This is a genomic window from Paenibacillus sp. 1_12 (assembly GCF_900114475.1).
Classification (GTDB): domain Bacteria; phylum Bacillota; class Bacilli; order Paenibacillales; family NBRC-103111; genus Paenibacillus_S.
Window position 1 is genome coordinate 33,317 of record NZ_FOTE01000016.1, and the last position, 13,358, is coordinate 46,674.

14 protein-coding genes and 3 pseudogenes are annotated in these 13,358 nt (G+C 43.8%); 12 read left to right on the forward strand and 5 right to left on the reverse strand.

Annotation, left to right across the window (positions count from 1 at the left end; translation table 11 throughout):
- Positions 1-464: 464 nt before the first annotated feature.
- Complete coding sequence (locus tag BM210_RS26050; protein ID WP_091175088.1) at positions 465-713, reverse strand: hypothetical protein; 249 nt, start codon at positions 711-713, stop codon at positions 465-467.
- 355 nt (positions 714-1,068) lie between these two features.
- Between BM210_RS26050 and BM210_RS26055 the strand changes: the two genes are divergently transcribed.
- The 3 genes from BM210_RS26055 (at position 1,069) to BM210_RS36310 (ending at position 2,679) form a co-directional block, all read left to right on the forward strand.
- Positions 1,069-1,650, forward strand: coding sequence for a TetR/AcrR family transcriptional regulator (locus tag BM210_RS26055; RefSeq protein ID WP_256224043.1), 582 nt, complete (start codon positions 1,069-1,071; stop codon positions 1,648-1,650).
- Between the two features lie 215 nt (positions 1,651-1,865).
- Positions 1,866-2,393, forward strand: a complete 528-nt coding sequence (locus BM210_RS35425; protein WP_218184973.1) for an aldo/keto reductase — start codon at positions 1,866-1,868, stop codon at positions 2,391-2,393.
- A 7-nt stretch (positions 2,394-2,400) separates the two neighbouring features.
- Positions 2,401-2,679 carry an aldo/keto reductase gene (locus BM210_RS36310; protein WP_371263552.1) on the forward strand — a complete coding sequence of 93 codons (279 nt, stop codon included), beginning with the start codon at positions 2,401-2,403 and terminating at the stop codon, positions 2,677-2,679.
- A 313-nt stretch (positions 2,680-2,992) separates the two neighbouring features.
- On the opposite strand, the gene BM210_RS26065 is transcribed toward BM210_RS36310, so the two are convergent.
- Complete coding sequence (locus BM210_RS26065) at positions 2,993-3,847, reverse strand: patatin-like phospholipase family protein (RefSeq protein ID WP_091175090.1); 855 nt, start codon at positions 3,845-3,847, stop codon at positions 2,993-2,995.
- 97 nt (positions 3,848-3,944) lie between these two features.
- Here BM210_RS26065 and BM210_RS26070 point away from each other — a divergent pair, with 97 nt between their 5' ends.
- From BM210_RS26070 to BM210_RS26100, 6 genes and pseudogenes are all read left to right on the forward strand, one after another.
- The gene (locus tag BM210_RS26070; protein ID WP_091175092.1) at positions 3,945-4,313 is read left to right on the forward strand and encodes a MerR family transcriptional regulator; all 369 of its coding nucleotides are present in this window, start codon (positions 3,945-3,947) and stop codon (positions 4,311-4,313) included.
- A gap of 264 nt (positions 4,314-4,577) precedes the next feature.
- Positions 4,578-5,006: a MerR family transcriptional regulator gene (locus BM210_RS26075; RefSeq protein WP_091175094.1), complete on the forward strand. Its 429-nt coding sequence runs from the start codon at positions 4,578-4,580 to the stop codon at positions 5,004-5,006.
- A 170-nt stretch (positions 5,007-5,176) separates the two neighbouring features.
- A pseudogene (locus tag BM210_RS26080) lies at positions 5,177-6,606 on the forward strand (aldehyde dehydrogenase family protein).
- Positions 6,548-7,723 (forward strand): MBL fold metallo-hydrolase, encoded by a 1,176-nt coding sequence (locus BM210_RS26085; protein WP_256224044.1) that lies wholly within the window; start codon positions 6,548-6,550, stop codon positions 7,721-7,723. Before BM210_RS26080 ends, BM210_RS26085 begins: the two are co-directional and overlap by 59 nt.
- 122 nt (positions 7,724-7,845) lie before the next feature.
- Positions 7,846-8,655: an SDR family NAD(P)-dependent oxidoreductase gene (locus tag BM210_RS26090; RefSeq protein WP_091175096.1), complete on the forward strand. Its 810-nt coding sequence runs from the start codon at positions 7,846-7,848 to the stop codon at positions 8,653-8,655.
- Between the two features lie 464 nt (positions 8,656-9,119).
- Positions 9,120-9,317: pseudogene (locus tag BM210_RS26100) on the forward strand (dihydrofolate reductase family protein); the annotation flags it as partial.
- Between the two features lie 57 nt (positions 9,318-9,374).
- Here the strand turns inward: BM210_RS26100 and BM210_RS26105 are convergent.
- Positions 9,375-10,519 (reverse strand): IS3 family transposase gene (locus tag BM210_RS26105; RefSeq protein WP_371263548.1). Its coding sequence is split into 2 segments (ribosomal slippage): positions 9,375-10,252 and positions 10,252-10,519, totalling 1,146 coding nucleotides; the frame shifts between segments, so codons are not numbered across the junction.
- 67 nt (positions 10,520-10,586) lie between these two features.
- Between BM210_RS26105 and BM210_RS26110 the strand changes: the two are divergent.
- The 3 genes and pseudogenes from BM210_RS26110 to BM210_RS34970 all read left to right on the forward strand — a co-directional run.
- Positions 10,587-10,946, forward strand: a pseudogene (locus BM210_RS26110) (dihydrofolate reductase family protein); the annotation flags it as partial.
- A gap of 143 nt (positions 10,947-11,089) precedes the next feature.
- On the forward strand, positions 11,090-11,533 hold the full coding sequence (locus BM210_RS26115) for a cell wall hydrolase (protein WP_091175099.1): 444 nt from the start codon (positions 11,090-11,092) through the stop codon (positions 11,531-11,533).
- A 341-nt stretch (positions 11,534-11,874) separates the two neighbouring features.
- The gene (locus tag BM210_RS34970) at positions 11,875-12,063 is read left to right on the forward strand and encodes a nitroreductase family protein (RefSeq protein ID WP_177238002.1); all 189 of its coding nucleotides are present in this window, start codon (positions 11,875-11,877) and stop codon (positions 12,061-12,063) included.
- Between the two features lie 156 nt (positions 12,064-12,219).
- Here BM210_RS34970 and BM210_RS35815 read toward each other — a convergent pair whose 3' ends face one another.
- Positions 12,220-12,336: a CAP domain-containing protein gene (locus BM210_RS35815; protein ID WP_256224046.1), complete on the reverse strand. Its 117-nt coding sequence runs from the start codon at positions 12,334-12,336 to the stop codon at positions 12,220-12,222.
- The gene (locus BM210_RS26120; protein WP_091175101.1) at positions 12,333-13,358 is read right to left on the reverse strand and encodes a CAP domain-containing protein; all 1,026 of its coding nucleotides are present in this window, start codon (positions 13,356-13,358) and stop codon (positions 12,333-12,335) included. The genes BM210_RS35815 and BM210_RS26120 overlap by 4 nt, the downstream gene beginning before the upstream one ends.

The window sequence follows — 13,358 nt, forward strand, 5'->3', positions numbered from 1 at the left end:
ACCCCATTTCAAGAGATCCAATGAACTTCATCACCATTGGATTCGTACGGCATATGCCTGTCAGAGTCGAATTTATCGTAAAATATGCATTCCTTAAAATAGAGATCATATATCGCTTACCCATATGAACAACCCGCTCCTTAGAACCGAGAGAAGCGGGTTGTTTTCGTCCGTCAAGAAAGACGGGCGGATTGAGATCAACAACAACCGCTGTAGTTAATCCAAGTAGGAGAACGCAATCGCAGTTATAGGTTTGGCCGTATTCGAGCAAACCTTTAGATGATCAATTAAATCGGTATTTGATTCTATCCAATTCAATTTTGATCCCAGTTTTTTAAAGGAAGATTGCTGTGAATCTTGGTAGCATTACAAGACTAGACAGCCTATCATACCCATCCCTCCATACCCATCAGTTATACCTTTATGACCAGCGGTGGAACACTCTTATAGCCTGTACAAATTTGCTAAGTCCCCTTAAAATCAGTGTGAGCCTTGTACCAATTGCATCCTCCGCTAATCCATACATATTTATCCTGCATGTACGAATACACTTGTACTCGAAAAGAAACCGCATTATCAGATTCTTGTTCGGACTCGATATTAGAGGATTCAATAATCGTAGAGGGTAACTCATTAACCCAAGATGGATCTGTTGCTTGCAGATTTGATGCGATTGTTTGCTCCGTTAATACAGATGAAAATATTGTATTCATAGAACAATTAATCCTTTCAATCAGTTGAATTGAACGGGTATAACCATGGTTTAATGAGACTCTATCTAGATTAATTAGTAAACAAACAGGCTGGACTGCATATCAGAAAACCGTAATAGATTTGGCTGTAAAAGTTGTTGGATGTTGTAACTTGCATTCCGAAATGTAGGTTATGCTGAAATCGAAATATTATGCTTCCTGAAGACGACAGTAAAGATTTCGTGTAGCAGCTCGTGGATACACCCATCAAGCCAAATAATGGGATGTTAACTGATGTCATCAGTTGAAGTAATATAAGTGCTTTGATACACTGAGAGAACAGAACTGTTCATCCATACTATTAGAGATTGGTTAGGTGTTTGAATTGTTGACATCGTCGCGTAAAACTGCACGGCAGCGCATCCTTGAAGTGGCTTGCGATTTGTTTTATCACAAAGGTATACGTTCTGTAGGTGTAGATACAATTGTTGAGAAATCTGGAGTGGGCAAGGCGACTCTTTATCGCCATTTTCCAACCAAAGATGATTTGATTGCCGCTTATCTCGAGGAATGGGAAAAACATGATTGGACACAATTTGATGAGAAAATTGCGAAGTATGAGGGATCCCCAAAAGAGCAATTGTTGGCTTTTATTGATACAATTACGAACACAATGAAGGATCCCGGTTATCGTGGTTGTGCTTTTTTAAACGCTCTTGCGGAATTTCCCGAAGAGAGTCATTGTGTCAAGCGATTGACTGTTGAATACAACTGTTCATTGCGATTACGCTTGAATCGATTGACCCAGCAGGCAGGTGCGCAAGATGAAAATTTGACGGATCAACTTATGCTTGTGATCACTGGAGCACTATCGTTAGCTCATGCACTGGGCTCTGCCGGTCCAGCATCCCAACTTAAAGCACTCGCAACACATTTGATCGATTTGCAAGTAGCTTGAAGCCTTGATTGTGAGAGAAAAACGTATACCCCCCTTAGAATAAGCATTGGATTTAATGTTTATTCTAAGGGGGGTATTTTTTTAAAGGATAAATTCTTGTGTCTCTTGACACAGAACAAAACAGTATTGTATTTTAAAATACAGAACAGAACTGTTCTGTTCTGTTTTAAAGATGTTTCAGCTCCAATGTTCAAAAAACGGTTAAAGGGAGAATTATGTCAGAAAATATTTCTGCGGCGCAGGCGGGCACCATTTCACTAGGTGATTTGACTGTCAACCGAATTGGCTTGGGCACAAACCGCATCACCAACACACCAGATGCACACAATTTGCTTAAACGAGCTCTAGAACTGGGCATCAATTTTATTGACACAGCACATATCTACGGTGAGGGAGAGAGCGAGGAAGGCATTGGTAACGCAATTGCACCATACGGCAACGGCCTATTTGTGGCCACAAAAGGTGGTGCGAATGAGGCTGCCCCCCAACAATTACGACGCGAGTTGGAAGAAAGTTTGAAGAGACTCAAAACAGACCGAATTGACCTTTATCAACTCCACCGTGTAGATGCTAATATTCCACTGGAAGTGACGATGCAGGCGATTAAAAGCTTTCAAGATGAAGGGCTTATTAGGCACATCGGCTTGTCTGAGGTAACGGTTGAGCAGCTTCAACAGGCTATGCAAGTAGCATCGATAGTGAGCGTCCAGAACGAATACAATTGTGGTCAATCGCAAACATGAAGCACTTGTGGACTTTTGTACCGAACAACAGATTGTCTTCATTCCTTGGTTTCCGTTGGGTGGCTTGTTTGGCGACACTGCCAAGGTAGAACAACGGGTGGCAAATATCGCCCACAAATTGGATGTCCCAATCCGGCAGGTGGCATTAAAATGGCTGCACCAACGCTCCCCTATAATTCTACCAATTCCCGGGACACTTTCTCCTGCTCACTTGGAAGACAATCTACGTGCAGCCACTCTCGAACTAAGCGAGGAAGATTATTCAGCTCTAACAAACCAGTTTTAGTACGGCTGACATGTTCGTATACATAGCAGAATATGGTGGACGGAGGAGATTCCGACCAAAAAATGTTTATTTCGCAAATGAATCTGTTAATTATCGTCTAATGCAATTAATCGATCCTCAAGCTGATCATTATGGAGTTAAGTGGTAGTTTAGCAACTTAATAGCACCATAGTTTATAGAACTTCTTCTCCCAGCCCTAGTAGAAGAGACCGATTTTATCCATTTTCATCCTCAGTGGTGCAATGCTCGTCTTGTGCCACTGAGGATGACTAACGGGCAGATTTCGATTGCCATTAAAGAATTGTACATTGCGTTACCAAATGGAACGGATGGCGTCAACGATTTGTTTGCTTTGCGCTCGTCCGGCGATTGCAACAGCACTACAGAGTGTTGGATCATACGGATTGGGTCCGATGGCTTTGATACTTTGCTCATCAGGTGTGACAAGAACTACATTCGCATTTGCGCTCATTGCTGAAGCATCCTCCGCAGCTCCCGGAATTGAACCGAAACCTTTTGGCATTGGAGATAAAATCACTACCCGTTCGTAATTATCAGCTAACCTTGCATTCGTCGTAGAAACCATGCCCCCATCAATCCATGCTTCCCCGTTAATATGCACAAGTGGCCAGACTCCTGGTACCGCTCCGCTCGCTGATACAGCGTCTATAAGAGAAACGCCTGATGATTCGTTGAAGACGTGCAACTTTCCAGTATCAGCATGGATGGCAGTTACTTGTAACTTTTGAGGCCAATCTGTTGTGACGAGCCGAGCTTCGACAACAGAACTGCGTAGATTACTGGATACCGGATCCGGATTTTTCTTGGCAATCTTTCCGAACTCCGCACCGACATTGTCCGGATTGCTTCCTCCTGTTTTAAATGCATGATACCATGCTTTGACCAAATCCTCGGATACAGATGCCGCAATCTCGGATTCATTCGGTTGTATCTGTAACGAAAATAGCTTGTTCATATCATATCCACTGGCCACGGCCACTCCGACGAAGGCGCCGGCCGACGTTCCGATAATAGTGTCGGCGCTATATAGGTCAATGTCAGCTTCAAGCAAGCCTGTCAGAATGCCTACCTCCCAGGCGATGCCCGTTACACCGCCACCGCCCAGAACCAGAGCTCGTGTCAATAATTTATGATTATGCAATGTCATGTTCATTTCCTCCTATTGATAATAAATTGGTTTTTGCATATAGTATAAACTATAAAGCACACTTTAATGTCAAGCCTTACTTAGAAGAGGGGTGCCAATGAAAATCAAAGATTTGGCAGAGAAAACTGGTCTGACTGCTCCCACAATTCGCTTTTATGAAAAAGAAGGATTGTTGGATTCTCGTCACGTTCGACGTGAAAATAATAACTATCGCGATTATAACGAGGAGACCGTTGATCAACTGCTGCTGATCAGAAAGCTTCAATCCGCTGGGTTTACAATAACAGAACTTAGAGTGATAACTCAGGTAGGTGGGCTAGATGAGTTTTCGCTGCCAAAGAAAATTGAGTTTCTCTGCCAAAAAATGAAAGAGATAGACAAAAAAAAAGCGGAATTAGAGCAGATTCAAAACCTTCTCTCAAAGATGTTGGCAAACAAAATGGCGTTATTGGAATCCAATCGTTGAAAAAATTAGCCATTAAGCAAACGAGGAACGTTAGTTCAATAAGGACAGCGGCAGTCTAATATTTTATTTTTCAAGTCTTGGTCCGCCGCTGTTTCATTTTTATGGTCAGTCTAAAACCGCTTATGTTATAATTTCTAAATCAAAAATTGAATAGATGCTGATTGTACATAGGTGCAATCAGCGTTATTGCCATCTATCAATCGCGATAGTTCCAGCCAAAGCAAAAGCGGTATGAAGAAGTAAACTTAATGGAGGGAGAGCGAATTGTTTACAATAAAGGAAGCATCGGAAAAATTAAATTGCCCCGCACATACGATACGATTTTATGATAAAGAAGGACTATTGCCGAATATTCGCAGGGACGACAAAGGCAACCGTTTGTTTGATAAAAAGGATTTGGACTGGATTCGATTAATGACTTGTTTTCGCGCAACGGGAATGAGCATAGCGGGTATAAGAGAAATTGTCGAGCTTGCCATGCAGGGAGAAGAGACGATTGCCCAAAGAAGAGCCATATTGGTAGCGCATCAATCAGAAATCGTAAAAAAGCAGCAGGTGCTGAACGAGGCTTTTGAAGCGGTGAGTCAAAAGCTGGAGGTGTATAATAACATCCAAAACGGTAACCCGGAGGATAGCTTTCTCGAGTATATTGGGAAGTTGGATGCACCAACGAATAATGAAGGTTTCAAGTAAATACGAGCGAAAAACTAGCGAAGCCCTGATCCATCATTTCTTTCGAGAGAAATAATGGATCAGGGCTTCGCTAATATTTTATGTAAAGCTATTGACTTAAAGTGAACTTTAATAGTTATAATTTAAATGATTTATGCTAAATAATCTGTAAGGATGAGGAGGAAACGATAATGAATGTGTACGATAAGATTTATATAGATGGACAATTCGTTAAACCGTTGGGTACGGAAGAGCTGGAACTGATCAATCCCGTAAACAAGCAAGTAGTCAGTAAAGTCGTGCTCGGAAATGTTGAGGACACGTTCAAAGCAATAGAGGCTGCTAAAGCTGCATTCAAAACGTACTCTAAGACGAGCGTTGAGGAACGCGTGGAAATACTTTCGCGGCTGCATGAATCGCTGTCGCAACGATTCGATAGTTTGACGGAGGCGACCGTTACGGAATACGGTGCACCGATTACAGTGGCTAAAATGCTGACCCAGCTTGCGATCAACGCCTTTTCACATATGAAGGAAACAGTTGAATCGTATCCCTTTATACGAGCGGCCGGCACAGCAAAGGTTCGGATGGAGCCGATTGGCGTCGTGGGAGTCATTACGCCTTGGAATGCGAATGCCACGCATCTTGCCAATAAAATTGCGCCGTCGCTTGCAGCGGGCTGCACCGTGGTTGTCAAACCGAGCGAGTTTAGCGCGGCACAAACGGAACTATTTATGGAAGCCGTCCATGCGGCCAATATCCCTGCTGGCGTTATCAATATCGTTAATGGCAAGGGAGAAGTAGTCGGCGAAGAGTTGACTCGCCATCCGGATGTTACCGGCATCACGTTTACAGGTTCCACAGCAATTGGAAAACGAATCGCGGTAGGCGCGGCGGCTAACTTAAAAAGGGTTACGCTCGAGCTTGGAGGAAAATCGCCTACCGTCATTTTGGATGACGCCGACTTCACGAAAGCCGTTCCACTTGCGGTAAGGGCCGGATTCATCAACAGCGGTCAGGCTTGCCTTGCCGGTACTCGGGTGCTTGTTCCAGAAAAGCGTCTAGAGGAGGCTAAACGTTTAATGGCTGCAACCGTCGAGGCGTTAAAAGTGGGGGACCTCTGGAACGAAGCAGCGGTTATTGGGCCAATGGGAATCAGAAGCAGTTCGAAAGAGTTCAGCGCTATATTAACCAGGCGATCGAAGAAGGAGCTGAAGTGGTTGTCGGCGGTGCAGGCAGTCCTGAAGGGCTCGATGACGGTTACTATGTTAAGCCAACGGTGTTTTCCAATGTAACCAATGATATGACTATTGCGCAGGAAGAAGTATTTGGTCCCGTCCTATCGATCATTACCTATAAAACGGAAGAAGAGGCTATTGAAATTGCGAACGATACACCGTATGGCTTGCAAGCATTCGTCTTTTCCGGAAGCAAGGAGCGGGGCAATCGGGTCGCCGAGCAGATCGTGGCTTGACGGATATCAGTCAACGGCTTGCACGACGAACCGAAAGCGCCGTTCGGAGGGTTTAAAAGCTCCGGTATAGGCAGGGATCACGGTACGTATGGAATCGAAGAATATTTGGAGCCTAAGGCGATTCTGGGTCACAATGCCGTTATGTAACGATGAGAAAGTAGTAACCAAACGAATGAAATTATTAATTCTCGTCGTTATAGTCGCTTTAGTCACATTTTTGATACAGAAGTATTACCCTCCGCTTGGCGGCCAAAGCTCGGCGGAAAGCCAGAGAAGAATTCAGGCTTCCCCGCAGTTTATCGACGGGAAGTTTCGCAATCAAATTACAACGCCGATGGATTACAGTTTAAAAGATACCACAGATGCGTTGATTAAATCGATAAAAGGGACTCCGAACAGCAGACCGAAGGGGATCATGCCGATCGATTCTTTTGATTCGAAAGCTTTCACGGAAAATAAGGAAGATCAAGTGATCTGGTTTGGTCATTCCACGCTATTGATGAAAGTAAATGGGGTGAAGCTGTTAATAGACCCCGTATTCAGCGATTATGCTTCTCCTGTTCCGTTCTTTGGGCCCAAGCGTTACAGCGACAAGCTGCCGGCAGAGATAGAGGATTTGATTGAAATAGACGCTGTTATTATATCTCATGATCATTACGACCATCTGGACTATGGATCGATTCGCAAGTTGAAAGGAAAAGTGAAGCAGTTTATAGTTCCCTTAGGGGTTGCCGGGCATCTGACGAAGTGGGGAGTCGAATCTGAACGCATTAAAGAGCTTGATTGGTGGGATGAGGAGTCCGTTGTGGGACTAACGTTAATCAGCACGCCGGCAAGACATTTCTCTGGCCGGGGCAATAGCAGCGGCGGGTCTACCTTATGGAGTTCCTGGGTCATAGTTAGTGATCAATCGAAAATATATTATAGCGGGGACAGCGGATACGGACCGCATTTCAAGGAGATTGGCGATAAATACGGACCGTTTGATCTCACGCTTATCGAAACGGGTCAATATGATGAAAAGTGGGCAAATATTCATATGACACCTGAAGAGTCATTGCAAGCTAACCTGGATGTGCAAGGTAAATTAATGATCCCTATACACTGGGGAGCTTTTACGTTAGCGTTGCACAGTTGGACAGACCCTATAGAGCGGGCAAAACGAGCGGCTGAACAACGGAACGCAGCCTTGGCGACGCCTAGGATAGGCGAAACCGTAACGATAGGAGCTACGAATTACCCCTCCGCAGCCTGGTGGGAATAGCATAGAGGCGATTCGCATGGGATTGATTTTTTATCCAAAAAGCAGCACTTGACTTAAAGTCGACTTTAAGAGTTAAGATCATTCTCGAGCGATGCTCAAAACACTATCGGGAGTGAATACAGATGAATAAAACGATTTTGATTACAGGCACGTCAACAGGCTTCGGCAAGGAATTGGTCCTTCAATTCGCCAAGCGTCATTGGAATGTAGTAGCTGCCATGCGAGATACGCAGAAAGCCGCTCCTGAATTTGACCAATACCCTAACATACAGGTGATGGCTTTAGATATTACGAATCAGGAAAAGGTTCATCAGGTTGTTGATACGGTAACGAGTCAATATGGGCGAATTGATGTTTTGCTCAATAATGCGGGGTACGCTCAGGCGGGTGTATTTGAAGAAGTAACGGTCGAACAAGCTCGCAGGCAATATGAAACGAATGTATTTGGCGTCATGGGTACGATTCAAGCCGTACTTCCGCAGATGAGGAAAAATCGTTCTGGACATATCATCAATATATCGTCTATGGGCGGCGTACAAAGTTTGCCGACCTTGTCCATTTATTGCAGTTCAAAAGCGGCTCTTGAAAATCTTAGCGAAGGACTGGCTGCCGAAGTGAAGGAGCTCGGGATCAACATCACGCTTGTTGAACCGGCAGGCTTCAAAACAGGCTTTCAAGGAAATACGCAAGAAGTTAAAAGCGATATACCCGATTATCAAGCGACATATGATTGGTACAATGAGCTTGCCAAAACCGCGCCTTACGGCGATGTAGAAAAAGCAATGTCTGCGGTCGCCGATATTGCCGGCACAGACAATCCGCCAAGAAGACTGGCTTTGGGGAGCATGGGACTCGTAATGGCTCGCACACAGCTCAATTCCATGCTGGAGGAATATGAAAAGTGGGAGCACATTACCGCAAGCGCAGATTAACTTTAAGCTAAACATTGCTGTTAAGGCAAAGAAATTGCCTTTTTCAAAAAAGGTGCACCTCGTTATAAGACGAGTAGGTACACCTGACGAGCTTAAGGGTCTGGAAAAAATGGGTATTGCCAGTACGGAGATCAATAGTCATATTTCTCTTTCATTAGAAACGCCTGTCAAGAGCTAAAATAGCTTCTGGCAGGCGTTTCGCATGCTGTATAAGGCTTGCAAACTATAATATCCATAAATTTGTCGCTATAATCTATTCCTGCCGTGGCTTTGTTGAAGGATCTTGCACTAACATACTCAACATAGAGGTAAAGTTCTTGTCATTTATGACATCAAGTTCTTGTCAGCCGACAATTGTCCGGCAACACCAACATATGCGCATAATCGCGGTGATAATAAAGGTCACAAGGTGACATATATAAGGTCTATAATGGGTGGTAGATCAACGAAAGGAGTAACAAATCATGAAACGGAGAATAATTTTAGATTTAGCTGTTACATTAGATGGTTTTATTGAAGGGAAAAATGGGGAAGTTGATTGGTGCATTATGGACTCTGAGATGGGGTTTATTAATTTCTTAAATCAAATTGATACTATTTTATATGGAAGAAAAAGTTATAATTTATGGGGGCAATTTACTCCAGAAATTGAAGATACTGACCTTGCTTCAAAAAAGTAGACACAGAGAAAGCCTCGGTGACACCCATTAGTCCAATGTCTACTGATCAATCCCTACCTTAAAAGGCGGGATGTAATCGTTAGAGGAATGCGTTCTCCGACGGTTGTAGAATAGCTCGATATATTCAAATACAGCTTTTTTAGCCTCTGCACGAGTCTTAAATGTATAATCATTGAGCCATTCCATCTTAAGCTTACCCCAAAAAGATTCCATCGGAGCGTTATCGTAACAGTTCCCTTTTCGGCTCATGCTGCATATAAATTCATGCTTCTTGAGAAGCTGCTGGTAGCCTTTGCTGGCATATTGCACACCCCGATCAGAGTGTACGATGAGTCCCTTCGATGCACCTGTACGGCCAATTGCTTGCTTTAATGCCGCACAGACAAGCTCTGTCTTCATTCGACTATCCATGGCCCAACCCACAAGTTTACGACCGTGCAAATCCAAAACGCCAGCGAGATACAGCCAGCCTTCAGCTGTTGAGATATAAGTAATATCACTCAACCATTTCTCATTGGGTTTACTCGTTTTAAAGTTCTGATTCACGATATTATCCGCTACCGGCAGATTATGGCTCGAGTTTGTGGTCGCTTTATATTTCTTTACGACCTTGGATCGAATTCCATTGGCTTGCATTAATCGAGCGACACGGCCTCGGCTAGCTTTCTGCTCAGATGGTAAATTCTTTGTGATCTGTGGAGATCCATAGATCCGTCGACTACTGCTGTGAATGGCTTTAATCGTATCTAATAACGCTCGGTTTGCCACACTACGCTTGCTCTCTGGTCGATGGATGTGAGCATAGTAGCCGCTTCTTGAGACCTCTAAGACCTGGCACATCTTCGCAATCCGAAATTCGAAGCGATGTTCATGGATGAACGTGAACGTTATGATTTCAGATTTTTCGCGAAGTAGGCCGCCGCCTTTTTTAAAATTTCATTCTCTTCTTTCAGATCGGCTAACTGCTTACGAAGCTTACGCATTTCGTCATCTTCGGCCTTGAGATTACCGCTGCCTGGAAACGAACTTTCTCCATCGCGTTTATATGTTCTTACCCAGTCTCGGACTGTTGTATAGTGAACATCAAGTTCCGTGGCTGCATCTCCGACACTGGTTTCTTTAGCCAAGATTCTCAGTACGACCTGCTCCTTAAATGCCTTATCAAACTTTTTCCGCTGCCCCATAGTAAATCCCTCCACTTTTATTATAAAGGTTTTCTATGTGTCTATCTATTCGGGGCAGGGTCATACTGAAACCGAAAAAGAAATATGGGGATTAGTTCATAGTAAAGAAAAATATGTATTTTCCAGAACTCAAAAGGGGACTGATAATAAAGCATTAGTTATAAATGATAATATTCTTGAAGAAGTAAATAAATTAAAGAATAATCCTGGTAAAGACATCTGGCTATATGGCGGAGCGAGTCTTATTACAACTTTTATCAATTTAGGGCTTGTTGATGAATTTAGATTATCTGTTCACCCTGTTATTTTGGGAGAAGGAAAACCGTTGTTTATTGATATTAAACAGAGGTTGAATTTAAAAATGGTTAATACAAAAACGTTCTCCTCTGGTGTTGTGCAACTAATCTATCATATGAACGGCAAATAATATTGGCCGCTGTTTTCTCACCTAACGGGCAGAAGAGTGTAGTGGAACGGCTATTTATTATCGCTCTCTATTTTGCCAGAGTAATACATCCGCTTCACCACACCTATAATAAGATGAGACTAGAAATCTAAAGAGGTGAGCCAATGGCAGTCGTAAAAGCCAGGAAACAGGATATTGATATGTTGGCAAGGTTGCTTCGAGCTGAAGCTGAGACCGAAGGCGAAATGGGCATGCTCCTTGTTGGAAATGTTGGCATTAACCGAATAAGAGCGAATTGCTCGGATTTTAAAGGAGTCCGGACAATTCCCCAAATGATCAACCAGCCGCATGCGTTCGAAGCGTTGCAACATGGTTTGTACTATCAAAACGCAAGAGAGAGGGAACGCCGTCTGGCGCAACGGTCTGTGAATGGGGAGCGGAATTGGCCAGGCAAATTCTCCCTATGGTATTTCCGACCAGGAACGTTCGAAAATCCCGGACCATGTCCGCCAACTTGGTATAATCAGCCGCTCGCAGGACGATGGCAGAAGCACTGTTTTTATGAACCGACCGCGGAAGAATGTGAAAATGTATATAATACGTTTTAATTTTATAAACGAAAAGAGCTCAGGATCTCTTAACCTGACTTGTCACAGCCATGTGTCGGTTGACAAGAAATTTATCTCATTAAGTGCCGCGTAAATCGCGGCTTCTTTGGGTTTAGTGGAATAAAGTTGTGAGAACTATTACAAAGGGGACTCCTAGAAAAAGGCGAGAAGTTCTTATTAGCTGCCCAAGCTCAAATCGAAAAATTAATTCCACGTGATTTAGAAGGGAAGTTCTACGCTCCTAGAGAGAATCCATTATGTCTTACATACTTGCATTTGTCGTATATTTATTCGACTAAGGGACCAACCTGTTCTTTGAAGATCAGCACGTGGTTACAGGCATGCAGGAGGCATTTGTGACTTATCAGGGGCTTCCTGTCTGGGCACAGTATACGAATGCGACGCATCAATTTGTGATATGGACAGCGCTTGAGAGTGAAGGACTTGACACCAGTCTGCAGCATTACAATCCGCTGATTGACGAAGAAGGTCAAGACGGAATGGAAATTCGGAGAACTGGCAGCTCGTAGTCCAAATTCCATTTGGGACACTCACCGCACCTCCGAGAGATAAAAAATTTAAACCGCTCAAGGAGCGATTGCAAGTGTTCAAATAAAGCAAAGCGTACCGGGCTATAGGGGCCTGGTACGCTTTTTTTAAAAGTAAGTATGGCAAGATATCAAAATTTACGGCGTATAAAATTTTTCAGTATAATAAATATTCATGTCCCCGCCAAATGCGACTCCTACACCGAGACGCTCTTTATTACTTAATAGATTATTGCGATGGCCTTCCGAGTTCATCCAGCTATGATGGGCGAATATGGCGCTCGTCTGACTGCGGCTAAATTTTCTGATGCAGTACGAAATTTCAAACCATCATCTTTAATTCGATCAGAAAAACTTTTACCTTCCGGGGTTATATGCGAATAATAATTTCTGGCGGCCATATCTCTGCTATGCTTGCGGGCTGTGCCGGCGATGGTATCGTTCCATACTAGAATGGACTTTCCGAGCTTGGTACGGTGTGCATTTGCCAGATCGAACGCTTCCCGTTCGTAGGCTGTGATTAAAGCAGGGCTTTCTTTTGGATAAAATGCTTCCAGGGCGAGCTCATTGGGCTTGGCGACTGCTTGTACTCCAGTTACAACATTATTCTGGAACTTATCATAAAAGAAGGTCACGTAGACGCCGTCAATTTCATAGGTGCCACTTTCATCCTTTCCATAAATGATTGTAAATCGGGTATCGCCCTTTTTTATCGATTCCAGGGGATTACCGTATTGTTTAATCACCTCGGATTTGGCAGACCCGTCTTTGATGCCCTTATTATTGGACCAGTTGGTAGAAAGGGAATAGAGGGCAACGACCTTATTATCACTGATCCCGATCTGCGCATAGCTGGAGTAATCCTGATTATATACATACCAGGTAAAGCCATATTCACTCGCATCCTTACGAGCTGGTTGACCCAACTTGCTAAGGGTTGCTTCCAATGTGTCTCCAATATGCACATCCTTCAAGGTAACGACTGCGGAGGCAGAGACTGAACTCGCGGGTGCAGTTGGGCTGACAGGTCCGTTCGGTGCTGCTGGAGCAGGGACGGTTGGAGTAGGAACGGCAGCAACCTTCCTTGCTGAAAGCTGGAACTGCATTTGCTTCAGATTACGTATGAACTGTACAGCCTCGGCACGAGATAGCTTATCGGCAGCCCGGTAGCCTTCAACTGTCGCAGCTGTTTTGCCTTTGGACAAGCCTTGATTGAGTAAAAAGGATATGGCGTCGTTTAAGCTCACGGTTCCTTTTTGTGTAACGGCAATGATCAA